This window comes from Xylanibacter muris (genome assembly GCF_013166605.1).
Lineage (GTDB): Bacteria > Bacteroidota > Bacteroidia > Bacteroidales > Bacteroidaceae > Prevotella > Prevotella muris.
Window position 1 is genome coordinate 275,929 of sequence record NZ_JABKKF010000002.1, and the last position, 14,534, is coordinate 290,462.

11 protein-coding genes are annotated in these 14,534 nt (G+C 45.8%); 2 read left to right on the forward strand and 9 right to left on the reverse strand.

Features of this window, described 5'->3' with window-relative positions:
• Nucleotides 1-99: 99 nt before the first annotated feature.
• The 5 genes from HPS56_RS03170 to HPS56_RS03190 form a co-directional block, all read right to left on the reverse strand.
• Nucleotides 100-1,197, reverse strand: a complete 1,098-nt coding sequence (locus tag HPS56_RS03170; RefSeq protein WP_172273717.1) for a pectinesterase family protein — start codon at nucleotides 1,195-1,197, stop codon at nucleotides 100-102.
• 30 nt (nucleotides 1,198-1,227) lie between these two features.
• Nucleotides 1,228-2,679, reverse strand: coding sequence for a pectate lyase (locus HPS56_RS03175; protein WP_172274235.1), 1,452 nt, complete (start codon nucleotides 2,677-2,679; stop codon nucleotides 1,228-1,230).
• Between the two features lie 505 nt (nucleotides 2,680-3,184).
• Nucleotides 3,185-4,135, reverse strand: a complete 951-nt coding sequence (gene trxB / locus HPS56_RS03180) for a thioredoxin-disulfide reductase (protein WP_172273720.1) — start codon at nucleotides 4,133-4,135, stop codon at nucleotides 3,185-3,187.
• A gap of 56 nt (nucleotides 4,136-4,191) precedes the next feature.
• Nucleotides 4,192-4,740 carry a glutathione peroxidase gene (locus HPS56_RS03185; protein WP_172273723.1) on the reverse strand — a complete coding sequence of 183 codons (549 nt, stop codon included), beginning with the start codon at nucleotides 4,738-4,740 and terminating at the stop codon, nucleotides 4,192-4,194.
• A 305-nt stretch (nucleotides 4,741-5,045) separates the two neighbouring features.
• Nucleotides 5,046-5,300, reverse strand: coding sequence for a type B 50S ribosomal protein L31 (locus tag HPS56_RS03190; protein WP_172273726.1), 255 nt, complete (start codon nucleotides 5,298-5,300; stop codon nucleotides 5,046-5,048).
• Between the two features lie 411 nt (nucleotides 5,301-5,711).
• On the opposite strand from HPS56_RS03190, the gene HPS56_RS03195 reads away from it, so the two are divergent.
• Both HPS56_RS03195 and HPS56_RS03200 read left to right on the forward strand, forming a co-directional pair.
• Nucleotides 5,712-8,840 carry a glycoside hydrolase family 98 domain-containing protein gene (locus HPS56_RS03195; RefSeq protein ID WP_253952372.1) on the forward strand — a complete coding sequence of 1,043 codons (3,129 nt, stop codon included), beginning with the start codon at nucleotides 5,712-5,714 and terminating at the stop codon, nucleotides 8,838-8,840.
• A gap of 40 nt (nucleotides 8,841-8,880) precedes the next feature.
• Nucleotides 8,881-10,914 (forward strand): hypothetical protein, encoded by a 2,034-nt coding sequence (locus HPS56_RS03200; protein ID WP_172273729.1) that lies wholly within the window; start codon nucleotides 8,881-8,883, stop codon nucleotides 10,912-10,914.
• A 184-nt stretch (nucleotides 10,915-11,098) separates the two neighbouring features.
• Here HPS56_RS03200 and HPS56_RS03205 read toward each other — a convergent pair whose 3' ends face one another.
• The 4 genes from HPS56_RS03205 to HPS56_RS03220 all read right to left on the reverse strand — a co-directional run bounded on the left by HPS56_RS03205 (nucleotide 11,099) and on the right by HPS56_RS03220 (nucleotide 14,395).
• Entirely contained in the window at nucleotides 11,099-12,382 is a 1,284-nt protein-coding gene (locus tag HPS56_RS03205) for an ATP-binding protein (protein ID WP_172273732.1), read from the reverse strand.
• Between the two features lie 302 nt (nucleotides 12,383-12,684).
• Nucleotides 12,685-13,632, reverse strand: coding sequence for a DNA/RNA non-specific endonuclease (locus tag HPS56_RS03210; RefSeq protein ID WP_172273735.1), 948 nt, complete (start codon nucleotides 13,630-13,632; stop codon nucleotides 12,685-12,687).
• Nucleotides 13,633-13,733: 101 nt separating this feature from the next.
• Nucleotides 13,734-14,030, reverse strand: coding sequence for a nucleotidyltransferase domain-containing protein (locus HPS56_RS03215; protein WP_172273737.1), 297 nt, complete (start codon nucleotides 14,028-14,030; stop codon nucleotides 13,734-13,736).
• Nucleotides 14,009-14,395 carry a HEPN domain-containing protein gene (locus HPS56_RS03220; protein ID WP_172273739.1) on the reverse strand — a complete coding sequence of 129 codons (387 nt, stop codon included), beginning with the start codon at nucleotides 14,393-14,395 and terminating at the stop codon, nucleotides 14,009-14,011. Before HPS56_RS03220 ends, HPS56_RS03215 begins: the two co-directional genes overlap by 22 nt.
• Between the last annotated feature and the right edge of the window lie 139 nt (nucleotides 14,396-14,534).

A 14,534-nucleotide genomic window follows, 5' to 3' on the forward strand; every position in this document is an offset into this window, starting at 1 on the left:
TAAATAGATTTCAAAAAATTATCATAATTGGTCTTATTTTGATAAATTAACAGTTGGAGATATGGCAGGCATTTTCATTGTCTGTGCATTCTGCTGGTTTTACCGGTGTTTTCCCATAAACGCGCGCGGATTCCATCCGTCATTTCCCATTATCATACGTTCGTATGTCAGCTTGTCTGCCTCTTCTTTTGTGATGACAGCCCGGCAGGAGCCTTTTCCTGCTTCTTTGCCACGTCCCTCATATTCGGTTTTGCGTCGGCTTAAGTCCAGTATCTTCCCATTTGTATCGTGGCTTCCATATTCGGCGAAAAGTCCGGGAATAGTTCCCATATTTGTCCATCCTTCCGGAGCTATGGGGATGCGCATGGTCGTATTGATATACACAGCAATAGGAGAATTATGCCACGGACGTCCAAGTTTTTGTTTTCCATCGGATGCCGCCTCATTGCCGTCCACTACACAATCGCGGAACACATAGCCGAATTTTGCATTTTTATGGCATGGGGCAACTATGACCGAACCGCTGCGCACATTATATAAAGTACAGTTCTCGAGCAATGCATCACCACCGCCATAGAAATAGTCTACCGCACCTTCAATATGGCAATCCTTTACGTAAAGGCGATGTGAATCGTTTTTAGATGTCATCCAGGTGTCTTGGAATGAGCGGAAAATGCAGTTATAGAATGCCGCGCAGTCGCCTCTGAGCATTATGGCAAGTGCCTGCGGACCTTTCCGGCTTTCCACTCCCCAGTCATTGACATAAGAAATATTTTCGGAATAAAAGTGGTCGCCTTCCACTTTCACCACTGTACCTTCAAATCCGGCCACCTCTGATGCGGGATTGTGAACCGAATGCTTCCAATATTCCGTCTTGGACGGCTCTTCTCCATCTTGAGGCTTACCGCCCACATTAAGATTATGATGGATGACGGTTTTGTTTTTATCCTGACCTATCAGGTGTATATATGACTTGTTTTTCGGAACAATGACCTGCTCTCTGTATGAACCGTTTTTCACAAAGATGCACCAAGGTTCATTCCTGTTTTCCGGTGCGGCATTTACTGCAGCCTGAACACTTGTGTAATTGCCGCTGCCGTCTTGTGCCACTGTTGCATGATAAGACGGTGAGGTGTTTTGTGCGTATCCGGTCTGAAGAGCTCCGGCCAGCACCGCTGCTAAAACTACTTTTTTCATGATATGGTTCTTTTAATTAAGTTAATGCACTCAAATCTTTTCTACAATACTGTTCAGATATACCTCCAGATTTGTATATCCTTCTTTGCTCAAAGTGGTATGTGTTCCGTCTGAGGAATCCTTGGGATTCAGTCCGTGGCTTGTTTCCCAAGCGTCGGGAATACCGTCACCGTCCGTATCTTTCAAGTCGCAGGCTGCAACGCCTCCGTCTGTAAGTTCCGGCCATGCACATGCGGCTCCTTCCGGTTTCACATCGTCGGGAATATCAATCAATCCTGGAAAATAATTGGCATTGGGGGTTATACTGCCCGTATATGTTGCCGTTCCGTTTCGTGTTTCAGAAACAATACGTTCATCGATAATGTCCCGCCATTTCGAACATCCCGCATCTTCCAGTACCAGGCGATATGCTTCTTCCGCTGTATGGGTAGTAATCACCCCAGTCTCCAAAGGAGCGTCCAGACGTATTTCTTTCTTTACCTGTTCTGTAAAGGTGTTGTCGCAGGCTGCATTGTCTATCTGTCCGTAAATGCCTTTCGTCCAGTTGTCACGTGTGACATCGGGATGACCTTCCACTATGTTTCCGTCTACGTAAAAACGTCCCCATACATGCTCCATCGGTTTCCATACATTGGGAGTGCCGTCTTTTTTGTGGCAGTATTGTGTCGTACGTATGCCGACGGCTGCAATCCTGTAGCTGATATTGCCTTTTCGGGGAGTGGCCGGTCCGGGTTTATAGTAGTTATTGACGATATTGACCTTCATGCCTTCGCCACCGTAACACCCGTGGCCGGCCCAGTTGTAAATGACGTTATTGCGCATGTCCATGTACTCGCGGTCTTGTGTACCCGGGCGCGGACCGAGACGTGGGGCGCGACTCTCGTGATGTGCCAGCAGATTATGGTGGAATGACGCTTTTGCGCCTCCCCAGATTGCTCCGTATCCATGGCTTCCCTTGGAATGTCCGGCTGTGCGCAGACTTTCAGAGATAAGACACCATTGCACTGTCAGGTTTTCTCCGCCATATACGGAACATGTTTCATCCACCGACCAGCTGATAGAACAATGGTCGATGATCACGTTTTTGCTGTCCATGCAGCACAGGCCGTCAGGTTCGCCCTTTCCCTCATTGCCTACACGGAACCGGATGTAACGGACAATGACATTGCTTGCGTTTATTGTAACCGGATAACGGGCTATGCAGATGCCCTGTCCGGGCGCTGTCTGTCCGGCTATGGTCAGGTCACCGTTCATTATGCGCAAGCCGCGGTTGAGAAAAATGGTTCCTGCCACATCGAAAACGACAGTACGTCTGCCTTCCTGCATCAGGGCGTGACGTAAGGTGCCTTCTTGCATACCGTCTTCAAGTGTGTTGACGTGATATACTTTCCCGCCACGTCCGCCTGAGGTGTAGCGTCCGAAACCTTCGGCATTCGGAAATGCCGGCAAACCGGAGGCAATCATGCCATTGACACTTTCCATTCCTATACATAACAGGCAAACCAATGTGAAGTGTCTGTATGGAAAGTGGAAAATAGAAAAAAGTTTTGATCTCATTGCTGTTTAATTTGTTTGATAGTTTTTAATTTATTTGTCTTATACATACGGTAAAGGGCCATGGTTTTGTCTGCGGCTTATATTCCATTGAATGCGCATGGAAAACCCTGTGGTTTGTAGCTGTTTGTTTAGGCAAAAATATAATGTATAAGGCAGAAAAAAGGGGGATTTTTATCAAAAAAGGAGGATAAACGGATTTTTCCACATGCTTTACATCCATTTATCAATATTTGTGTGGAAAGAATATGAACAGGAAAGGGAAACCTGTCTTTTTGACCGAAGCGTATGAATCGGCAAGTTTCGCGGGAAGGTTTGTTTTTATATGCCTCACGGTCTGATTACCGGTTGGGGGAGAATACAGAATCCCTGCCAGATGCTATATATGGCAGGGATTCATATTATTTTCGGTTTTCGGATAAATCCTATTCTCCTATAGGTTGTGTTCCGACAGATATCTTTCTGCCTCTATTGCAGCCTGGCATCCGGTTCCTGCGGCTGTTATGGCCTGTCGGTATATAGGATCGGCCACATCTCCTGCCACGAATACACCGGGAACTTTTGTCTTTGGAGTGCCGTCAATCTTTTTCAGATATCCCACCTCGTCGGTGTCGAGCCATTCCTTGAATATGTCGCTGTTTGGCTTGTGTCCGATGGCAAGGAAGAAGCCGTCGATGGCAATATCCACGTTCTCTTCGTCAGGCATGCCTTTGCGTTTCACAAGGTGTGCGCCTTCCACGCCGTTTTCTCCGAAAAGTCCAAGCGTGTTGTGTTCAAAGAGAATCTCTATATTTTCGGTGCTCATCACGCGTTCTTGCATCACCTTAGATGCGCGTAGGAACGGTTTGCGCACTATAAGGTATACTTTCTTTGCCATTCCCGCCAGATACAGTGCGTCTTCACAGGCTGTGTCACCTCCTCCGACAACGGCTACCGTTTTCTTTCTGTAGAAAAAGCCGTCGCATGTGGCGCATGCGGATACTCCCATGCCGTTATATTTCTCCTCGTCCGGAAGGCCGAGATATTTTGCGGATGCTCCGGTGGCTATGATGACGGTGTCGGCTTCAATCTCCTTGCCGTCATCCGTGGTGAGGATGTAGGGAGCCTTTGACAGGTCTGCCTTGACTATTTCTCCGTCACGTATGTCGGCACCGAAATGTTCGGCCTGTTCACGCAGGTCGCCCATCATCTGGTTGCCGTCAACTCCTGCCGGGTATCCAGGAAAGTTTTCCACTGTGGTTGTCTGGGTGAGCTGTCCTCCCGGCTGAAGGCCGCTGTATTCCACGGGGCTTAGGTTTGCCCTCGATGCGTATATGGCCGCTGTATATCCGGCCGGACCGCTGCCTATGATGAGGCAGCGTGTGTGTTCTCTGTCTTGTGCCATATATTCTTATTGCTGATTAATGTATCATGGGGCTGCGTGTGTTCCGGTTCGGGTGATTACAGCAGCTCTTCTATTTTCTTGCTGATATTCTCGAGGCTTTCTGTGGGTTCGAAACGCTCTACTACGATACCGAGCTTGTTTACGAGGAATTTTGTGAAGTTCCATTTTATATCGGACTTCTCTTTATAGTCGGGGTCTTCCTTGCTGAGCATGTCATCAAGCACTTTTGTGAGCGGATGTGCCGGATTCCATCCTGCGAACCCTTTTTGTTCCTTGAGATATTTGTATAGCGGGTCAGCGTCGTCACCGTTTACCTTTAGTTTCTTGAACCGTGGAAACTCTGTCCCGTATGTAAGCTTGCAGAAGCTGTGTATGGATTCGTCTGTTCCGGGAGCCTGCTGTCCGAACTGGTTGCATGGAAAGTCGAGAACTTCGAAACCTTTTGAATGATATTTTTCATACAGTTTCTCAAGTTCCTCATACTGTGGTGTGAATCCGCATTTTGTGGCGGTGTTTACTATAAGTAATACTTCGTTGGAATACTCTTTTAGAGAAACCTCTTTTCCTTTTCTGTCTTTTACAGAGAAATCAAATACTGTAGTCATATTTAGTTCGATAAAAAATAATTGTTCTGATATTTATTTAAAAATGTGTATCAATAAACGCTGCGCCTATGCATATTCAAAACAAGTATTGTCTCTGCATTCGGATTTGCAATTTATTTTACGTGACGCAAAAATACGCATTTTCTTTTTAAAGAACAAAGATAGACTTTGTTTATTATGTTTTTTTATGCAGTAGTGCGGTTATGCAGGTATGTGTAACGTTTTTTTTAAAAAATAAAAAGGTGCGGCCGGCATCTGCAATTGCCTGGTCACACCTTTTAAATATATTTCCGTGTATGTATGTCTTATTTCTTTGCGGCCTTACCGTAGCGGCTCATGAACTTGTCGACACGTCCTGCTGTGTCAACGAGCTTCTTCTTACCTGTATAGAACGGGTGAGAGGTGCTTGAGATTTCGACTTTTACCACCGGGTAAGTTTCGCCTTCAAATTCTACTGTCTCTGTACTCTTGCATGTAGAACGTGTAAGGAACATATCGCCGTTGGACATATCCTTAAATACGACGGGGCGATAGTTTTCTGGATGAATACCTTGTTTCATTTTGATTTAAATATTATTGTTAAAAATGATTCTTTCCGCTTTTGGGTGGCAAAATTACAAAGTTTTTTCCTAATGGCCAAATTCTTACAATACTTTTTGTTTGTAAATCTGATATTGTTTTGATTCGGGCTCTTTTTCTGCCGTTAAAGACAGGGCTTTGATACAATTCTGAAAGACAATGAAACAAATGCCAAAGAGTGTGAGCCGGATTTACTGTAACTTTGCAATCATCAAATAACACAATTGTATGACCGGAAAATGTTTGTGCGTTTCTATTCCTCTTAAGATGCCGTGGCGTTCTGTGCCGTGTGCTTTCCGGAATAGGCTGTCGTTTGTGACATCGGTTTTTGTCTGTCGTATGGCAGTGACATTTGGATGATTTAGTGTTACACAAATATAATTTTTTAAGTAATGAAGATAAGACTGTTTAAATTGTTTTTTATGCTGGCCGTCTTCTGTTCCGGAACCAGTGTATTGTCGGCTCAGGAGCGTCGTCCGGTAGATGCGAGACATCCTATGTGGCTTATACATGTGGATGTATGGAATCAGGCTGATCCGCAGAAAATCATTAATCTTATTCCCGACGACATAAAGCCCTATGTCTGTCTGAATCTGTCGCTGTCGTGCAGCTACGACAAGGAAAAGGATGTATATATGCGTCCTCAGGACGGTGTGCGGACGTTCAGGTCGTGGGCGACGGTGTGTCAGGCAAACAACATGTGGTTTTCATGCCAGCCTGCCAGTGGCGGACATACCCATATAAAGGATGACGACCTGGAAACGTTTGAATATTTCTTCAAGCGTTATCCCAACTTCCTCGGATGGAACTTTGCCGAGCAGTTTTGGGGATTCGATGAGCCGGGTGACAAAAGTTCGAGCTCTCAGCTCGCGCGCCTTGAGCTTTTCTCAAAGCTTATACCGATGTCCCACCGCTATGGAGGGTTCCTGACAATCAGTTTCTGCGGAAACATCTGGTCGCACGGGCTGAACCCCGTGGGCATGATGAAGCGCAATGCGGCACTTCTGCAGGCCTGCCGCGACTATCCGGAGGCGATACTATGGTTGTTCAAATATACAACGTCGTCATGCTTTTACAATAATGAGAGCGTAACATTGTCACCGTTCATATCAGGATTGGCAAAAAACTACGGAGTGCGTTACGACAACTGCGGATGGAACGGCGCGATAGACGATATTCTCGGTAAGGACCATGGCAGGAAGTATCCTGTTGCCGCTGGCATTGGCACCGTGATGGAGCAGACATGTGTAAATGGCGGAGCTGTGTGGGACGGTCCGGAGTTGATATGGACGGAGGACTTCCAGAATCTGAGCAACACCGTGGTCGACGGTTATACCCGCCGCAACTGGGGGCGTTTCCCGGGATTTGACAACGCATGGATAGACATGTTCCGTAAGATTATAGACGGCACCATGTATATTCCAACGCGCAAGGAAGTGGTGGAGAAGACCAAGATTGTTGTGGTGAACGATATGACGTCGGGCAACGACGAGGACAAATATGCCTCATGGGGCTCACTCTACGACGGACTGTACAAACAGGATGACCCGTTCAACAAGGACAACGGCCAGTGGATGAACAATTACTGGTATTTGAAGAAGACCGGCCGCTACGGCACTATACCTGTTGCGGTGGAGATGTATGATGACATCGCCAAGACCATTCCGGTGGTTGTGAAGAAGTCGGAGCGCACAAAACGGTGGCCTTCCGAGGCGAGGAAAGTGGAAGAGTATAATAAGATGTATCCGGAGACAAGCACCGGAGACCTTTTTGTGGCACGCCATAAAAACCAGCTTGTGGTGTATACTCCATATACATATCTTAATAGTAAGACAACGGCTTCAGCAACCGTTCCCTTAAAATACAACACCTGCGGCAGCCTGAATCTGACACTTGGCCAGCTTGGCAGCGGTGTGGTGCGCGAATATGCAGACCGCATAAAATTCTATCTCAACAACTATCGCACAGATGTAAAGACAAACGTTCTCGATAAAATCGTGGTTGAGGGAGCTGTGTCGCAGCCGTCATATAAGATGACAAGACGGGGCAAGGCTACGGCCACTGCGTCTGAACAATGGGATCAGGCCACCGGCACCTATACTCTGGAGGTGAAGCATAACGGGCCGGTGGATGTGGAGATTGCCTGTGCGGGTGAGGCCACTGACCGCGATACCGATGTGCTGCCCGATGCGGCATTGACCGCTGACATGCCGGTGCAGCCAGGTAATTACAGCGGTGAGCTTATCATCGAGGCCGAGGATATGGACTTTAATTCTATAAAGGACTGTGTGGTACTGCCTTATTACAACCGTCCGGATGTAAGGGGATTTATAGGCAACGGATTCATAGAGACGGGTACAAACCGTGCGGCAAGTCTGCGCCATACTACCAATAAGCTTGCCGCAGGTACATACGATGTCACCATACGTTACAGTTCACCAGTGAGGGAAGGACAGCTTAAGGCGACTATCGGTGGAAGGGAGCACACTCTTTCGTGTGAGAAGACACAGACGAACCAATGGCGCAAGGTGACATTCACCGCTACGCTTTCAGGTGGGTCGAACAGATTGACAATCACAAACACCGGTGGTACAGACATGATGATAGATCAGATTATATACGCCCCGCAGGGCATGCCGGCAGAGAAATATCTTGTGACTATACGTGATGTGGAGCACGGGAAAGTGACGGCCAATACGGCTGTGGCCGCTGAGGGCGAGAAGGTGATGCTGACTGTCGAACCTGACAACGGATATGTATTGGCCGGTTGGGAAATCGTACACGGAAACGTGGCCATAGGCGATGATCTTACTTTCGTGATGCCTGATGATAATGTGACACTGCGTCCGTTATTCGTTGATGCCACATCCGTATACAAACTTGACTTTACTACTGTAGGCACAGGTGCGATGCCGGAGGGATGGCGCACTGTGCAGGGGGGTGACGAAGTGCATGAATATCCTAATACCTACGGTCAGGGAGCACGCACTTTCGTCGGTTTTGCCGGATATCAGGGCAAGGCTCTTTATTGGCGCGAGAAATATGCGGAATATGGCCGCCAGGAGGCTTATCCGCTCACACTCTCTCCGGGAACATACAAGCTCTCGTATGCTGTAGCCGCATGGAAAGGGCAACCGTCTTACAGGGTTTCCGTTATAGATGCCTCATCGGGAAAGGCCGTGGCTGCATCAAAGGTTCATGCGGCAGCTCCGGATGCCACAGGAAGCAATACTGCCGATGTAAGCGGTGCGGTATGCAACGAGCTTGAGGTTGAAATAAAGCAAGAGGGCAACTATATTATAAGCTTCAGGAATTCGGCGGACGGTTTCAGCGAATACCTGCTTCTTGAGTGCAGGCTTTCCAAAGACGATCAGAACAGTATCGGAAGTGTCGTAGGCAATGAAGGTGACGAGGTGACCGCCATCTATGGTATCGACGGTGTGAAGCGTTCCGGACTGCAGAAGGGATTGAACATAGTGATACTCCGTAGCGGAAAGTCAAAGAAGATAATATGCCGGTAGTTATGGAAAATAAATTAACGATATAAAACAAAGAAAAGCAATGAAGAGAATCTGTTTCCTTTTGTGGGCTGTGCTTACATTCGTTACAGGCAAGTCACAGAATCCTTATCTTCCGTTGTGGGAGCATCTGCCCGACGGTGAGCCGCGTGTGTTTGAAGATCCGGATAATCCCGGAAAGTACCGTGCGTATATCATTGGTTCGCACGACATTACCTATACAGGCTATTGCGGCAATGATATCCGTATGTGGTCTGCACCGGTGGAAGACTTGAGCCAATGGCGTGATGAAGGCCCTATATTCAAATGGTTTGTCGACGGCCAGTGGGATACGATGTTTGCCCCTGACCTCGTAGAGGTAAAGGACAAGAAGACTGGTAAGAAAACTTACTGGCTCTATCCGCACTCACGCGGCTGGCGCCGTGTGGCTATGGTGTGCAGGGGCGACCGTCCCGACGGTCCGTTCACTCCGGTGAACCTTACTCCTGACGGACGCCAGTGTCTGCCCGGCTCGCTCATCGATTTCGACCCGTCGGTATTCATAGAGAATATCACCGACAAGCGTGACAAGGATTTCGACCGCGGTTTCCGTGCATACGTGTTCTACGGTTTCCGTCACAGCACAGCCTTTGAGCTTGATCAGGATAACATGTATGCCGTGCGTCCCGGCACTGAGGTACATGACTATTTCATTCCTGCAAGTGAACGCTATGGTGTAGTGCGCGATCCGGAGGGTACGGAATATCCTGCGCTTTATAAGGATCAGAATCCCGGCGACTTCAACTTTTTCGAAGCTTCTTCCATTCGTCAGGTGGGAAATAAATATGTGATGGTGTTCTCGGGATACAGCGGTCCTGACTATGGTCTCGGCTCCACAAACTCGGCTTTGCGCTATGCTTTCGGCGACTCTCCTCTTGGTCCGTGGCGTTCGGGCGGTGTGCTGGTCGATTCGCGCGGTGTGGTGCCAAACGAAGACGGATCACATCTCACCACTACAAACGCCGCTCACAACACTCACGGTTCTTTACAGGAAATCAACGGCCAGTGGTATGTGTTCTATCACCGTCCGCCGCGCGGATTCGGCAATGCGCGTCAGGCAATGGTGGCTCCTGTGAAGATTACATGGGACAAGAAGAAAGTGGCCGATGGGGGAATGGTGCGTATCACGGCCTACGATCCTTATGCAAAGAACAACGAGTGGACGGCTTCTGCCTCTGACGGCATGACATATACCGGTGCTGAGGTTACAAGCGAGGGCTTCCAGATCTTCGGACTACCTCCATTCAGTTATTATTCTGCCGGTCTGGCATGCTATATGACGGGTAATCAGTGGATGCAGGACAACCATGATGTGTGGAACAACGGAATGGACCTTGCAGGCATTACAAACCGCGGAGTTGTCGGTTTTAAATATTTCGGCTTTGGAGGATTGGATAAGGACGCTAAGGGTGTAAGGGCATTTGCCGGTACAAAAAAAGGCGACGGGACTGTTCTCTGTCTTGATTTGACTTCCGGAGGGCATGGAGCATTCAAGATTCATGTGATGCTTGACGGCCCGTATGCCAACAGCACATGGAAAGGACGTGAGATCGGTGTTATAGATGTGCCTGCGAATGCTCAGGGCCGTAAGGTATACAGTGTGGCTGTTCCTGAGGTAGAGGGCTTGAAGGGAAAGCATGCCATATATCTTGTGGCAGAGGGACCTGAGGTGAAACAGCCTAAGGCGGATGCCCGTCAGGCTCGTCAGCCGCAGCGTCCTGTAGGATTGTTCGACCTGCACGGAATAGGTTTTGCAAAAGCCGATGCTCCGTTTGTACGTCCGGTTGTGCCGGTGGTTACAATCACGGCCGATGGAAAGAAACTGAATATTCCTGCCACTCCTATACGTACGACAAATGCAAACGGACTCACCGATGCGATACGTTATCAGGTATACGCTCCGCTGACAGACAAGTCTGTAATCAAAGTGGAGGCTTCTGACCCGTCTGTGGAGTATTCCGTAAGCCCGATTGTGGAGGGACGTGCCACGGTGAAGTGCATGTATGATGGTAAGGAGAAAATATATCTTATCAACTGATATTCCAATCTTGGATTCCAATCCCTGACAGAGGCATCGCTTTGCGGTGTATGTCAGACGTGAGATTGACAATATAACCGGAAATCCCCAAAGCGTCAGATTTTAATTGCTTTGGGGATTTCCGGTTTATATTGTGATATATTTTTTTGTTAAAGTGAGAGGTCTGTAATGGCAATGTTGTGTGTTATATGTCTGCCGTATCCTGCAATACATATTCATATACAGGACGTATTTGTATATCATGGCCATCTTGTATAATGCTTTCATGTTGATGGTCTGTAAGCAATAATAGTTTTTCGCATCCTGTTTTTTTTGCGGCCAGTATAAGGCCGGAAATTTCTCGCTTCCGTGTCTTTTCTGCTGAAATGTCATAAGATACCTGAATGGCAAGCAGCGCTTTTGTGGCGTTACATACAATGAAGTCGCATTCTCCAGACCTGTCACTATAATAATAGATGTCAAGTCCTTTGTTTTTATATCTTCGTATTAGTTCCATGTATACAATTGTTTCGAGTCTCCATCCAAGATTCTCTTTTGCGAAGGCGTTTGGCCGTTTGTTCATCAGTGCCACGTCTATCGGGTACACTTTTTCTTCTGTAAGTCTTTGTCTGCTTTTTTGTGAATACTTATTTAGTCCGACAAGTAGATAAGCCTGTTTCAGATAGTTTACGTAGTTCTTTGCCGTATGTTGGGATTTCAGACCAAAAGATTCTTGTAGTGACTTGTCAACGATTATCGTTGGTGCGACATTAAGAAGATGTTGTGACATTTGCTCAAATGAAGCAGTATGCATTATCCTGAAGCGTTGTTCTATGTCACGTTTTAGGATGTTGTCAACCAATCCTTCTATATAATCGCGATCATCATTAATTGATTGCAGTTCAGGAAATCCTCCTTGTTGTATGTATATGTCAAAGGCTGCCCTTCTATTTGCTATAGCTTTTGTGGTCATGGAGCGTGTGTCAATGGATTTCAATTTGCAAAATTCTTCAAACGAAAATGGATACAGGGATATTGAATGATGGCGTCCGGTGAGGTGCGTGGCAAGTTCCCCACTTAGCAGTTTAGCGTTTGAACCTGTTATTATTACATGAATCTGCTTACGCAAAAGTCTGTTTACAAAGAGATACCATTCTGGAATATTCTGTATTTCGTCAATAAAAAGATACTTGAAATCTCCATTTATTTTATAAAGCACTTCCAGTACGTCGTTCAGGTCTTTTCCGGAAATTTCTATCAGACGTTCATCGTCAAAATTGACATATGCGAACTTTACACCTTTTCGAACCAATGCGTTGTAGCATAATGTGGATTTTCCGCTACGTCGGACTCCTATAATAACTTGTGCCTGAGTGCTGTCCAGGTCTATTTTATCTTCTTCTTTTCGTTGACAAAAATGCAAAGCTCGTTTTATAGATAATTCTTCTGCTTGGTCTGAAAGTATTATTTCAAGAAATCGTTTGTCCATAACATAATATATTTTAATATTGGGACAAAGATACGAATATTTTTTCAAAATGCACTATTTTACATGTTTTCGGTGTGTCAGAATGCATTATTTTACATGTTTTCGGTATGTCAGAATGCACTATTTTACATATTTTCGGTGTGTTAGAATGCACTATTTTACATGTTTTCGGTATGTCAGAATGCACTATTTTACATGTTTCTGGCATTTCAGAATGCACTATTTTACATATTAGGATATTCCTGATGTACCTGTTATGGTGTATCAGTAAGGATTCAGAGGTGATATTTCGGGCGGGAAATCTATTTTATTCCCCAGTAATTGTATGCCACTTTACTTTCCACGCTGTTTTCTATGTTATCGGGCAGATTGCAGAAGAAGTCTATTCCCGTGCGCAGTTCAAGTTCATCGATGGTTATGACATATTTGCGCAGGTTGTCGTTTGAGTGGTCGGCATTGATATGTTCTGCCCAGAAGGCCAACGCTGAATACTCGTTGTTTTTCTTCAGCAAGAGAGCCATATAGAAATATTTCGGCACAATCATCTTTCCCTGTATGCGTGTGAGAATTTGGTTTTCGTTGTCTATCGTTCCGCCTTTGCATACGAAAAGGGTGTCACCGATTGTCTTTGGGGTCCAGTTTCTTACCTTTTGTTCCATCACAGCCCATAATTTTGCATTGAAGGCGTTTCGCTGGGGCTGCATGTTCGTCATATAGAAAGTCTGGTAGTTGGCTTCTTTGGAATACTGTCTGTCGGCAGACGGGCATATATGTCCGTGGTCATATCCCGAACGCCAAAACAAATCGTCGCTCCATCTGTATTCCGCCTTCAGTTGCGGGTCAAAGGGGTATTGCGGCTCATTGGGATGCTTGCCAGGATTTGTTTGCGGGTCATAGCGTCCGGCATTACCTGTGTAGGTATGTTGTTTGTCGTTGTTGTAGTGATGATGGTCCACCATCATATAGCACGACCATCGTTGCGATTTCTTTTCCGTATCCCATTCCACACAGTAGTTCAGTCCGTAGGTGTCGCCTGAATAATACTTCAGAATGATGCTCTTTCCGCCTCTTGTCTTAGGAAACTCGAGGCGTGTCACTTCTGCATTTCCCGGTGTGGCTATGTTTTTGTTTATGTTTATTTCATCGGCAGAACCGCCTCCGTTGTTGTCGTCGTCATCACTGCATGATGCCAATACAATGGAAAAGAGTGCGGTTATAACGAATGTCGGTATTCTGAAATATTTGTTCATGTGGTTTGAGAATTGTTATTGATGTGTTTATGCAAATGCCGGTATCCTTGTTGAAGGACAACAATTTTAATATGGCTGCTTATTATTTGATAAATCTTTGTTTATATTAGTATTCCTGTTTTAATAATATCGGCATAAAGCGGGTTATTGCTGTCTTCGGTTAGTAGCACAGGTTCTATAAGGTTACTTATTTTTCTTTTCAGTTTCCATAACAACGGAGTGTCTTCGAAATAGTTGTTGCTCATGCGTTCTACAATTACTGCAATATCTATATCGCTGTTTTCTGTATAATTGCCTTTACTATATGAACCGTAAAGGTAAATCGCCTTTAGTGGCAATCGTTCAGCAACTGCAATCTTGTAGCGTTGTGCTAATTTTATAGCTTGCTCTTTATCCATACTCTTAACTCGTCTGTTTGTTTAATTAATTCGTTGCAATACTCTTCTGTAAGGCTTCTCATTAGTCGTTCTTTGTGGGAAGGATATCGTGCTTCTATATTCAACGGTTCAAGTTTATCAATGAATTCCTGTTGCTCTTCTGACATATCTTTATCCAATCTGCTTTTCTCTGCAAGTCTTGACAGGCTATGGATCTTTAAAGGCGGTTCTTCTAATATACTGCTCCAGAATGCTTTCAGTATCTTTTCTATCACTTGGTGACACATGAAGCCAACATAAAGATAACGCTTAGTTGCAAGCATGGCTTTTGCTGTTTCGAAGTCATAATCAGACATTTCAATCCAATATGTTACTTTGTCGTTCATTTAATCGTGATATATTATTATGTGCAAATTTAGAAAATATATTTGAGAAACAAGCATTTTGAGTTTTAAAAACTATTATATTGCATAATAAAAATCCCGTGATTTCATCTCATACGCCACTACTTCCACCTGTATAAGG

What these genes read in the sequence shown, in the direction of transcription:
- HPS56_RS03170 (WP_172273717.1), bottom strand. Translation starts at nt 1,197, where the DNA reads ATGAAAAAAGTAGTTTTAGCAGCGGTGCTGGCCGGAGCTCTTCAGACC.
- HPS56_RS03175 (WP_172274235.1), bottom strand. Translation starts at nt 2,679, where the DNA reads ATGGAAAGTGTCAATGGCATGATTGCCTCCGGTTTGCCGGCATTTCCG.
- trxB (WP_172273720.1), bottom strand. Translation starts at nt 4,135, where the DNA reads ATGGCACAAGACAGAGAACACACACGCTGCCTCATCATAGGCAGCGGT.
- HPS56_RS03185 (WP_172273723.1), bottom strand. Translation starts at nt 4,740, where the DNA reads ATGACTACAGTATTTGATTTCTCTGTAAAAGACAGAAAAGGAAAAGAG.
- HPS56_RS03190 (WP_172273726.1), bottom strand. Translation starts at nt 5,300, where the DNA reads ATGAAACAAGGTATTCATCCAGAAAACTATCGCCCCGTCGTATTTAAG.
- HPS56_RS03195 (WP_253952372.1), top strand. Translation starts at nt 5,712, where the DNA reads ATGAAGATAAGACTGTTTAAATTGTTTTTTATGCTGGCCGTCTTCTGT.
- HPS56_RS03200 (WP_172273729.1), top strand. Translation starts at nt 8,881, where the DNA reads ATGAAGAGAATCTGTTTCCTTTTGTGGGCTGTGCTTACATTCGTTACA.
- HPS56_RS03205 (WP_172273732.1), bottom strand. Translation starts at nt 12,382, where the DNA reads ATGGACAAACGATTTCTTGAAATAATACTTTCAGACCAAGCAGAAGAA.
- HPS56_RS03210 (WP_172273735.1), bottom strand. Translation starts at nt 13,632, where the DNA reads ATGAACAAATATTTCAGAATACCGACATTCGTTATAACCGCACTCTTT.
- HPS56_RS03215 (WP_172273737.1), bottom strand. Translation starts at nt 14,030, where the DNA reads ATGGATAAAGAGCAAGCTATAAAATTAGCACAACGCTACAAGATTGCA.
- HPS56_RS03220 (WP_172273739.1), bottom strand. Translation starts at nt 14,395, where the DNA reads ATGAACGACAAAGTAACATATTGGATTGAAATGTCTGATTATGACTTC.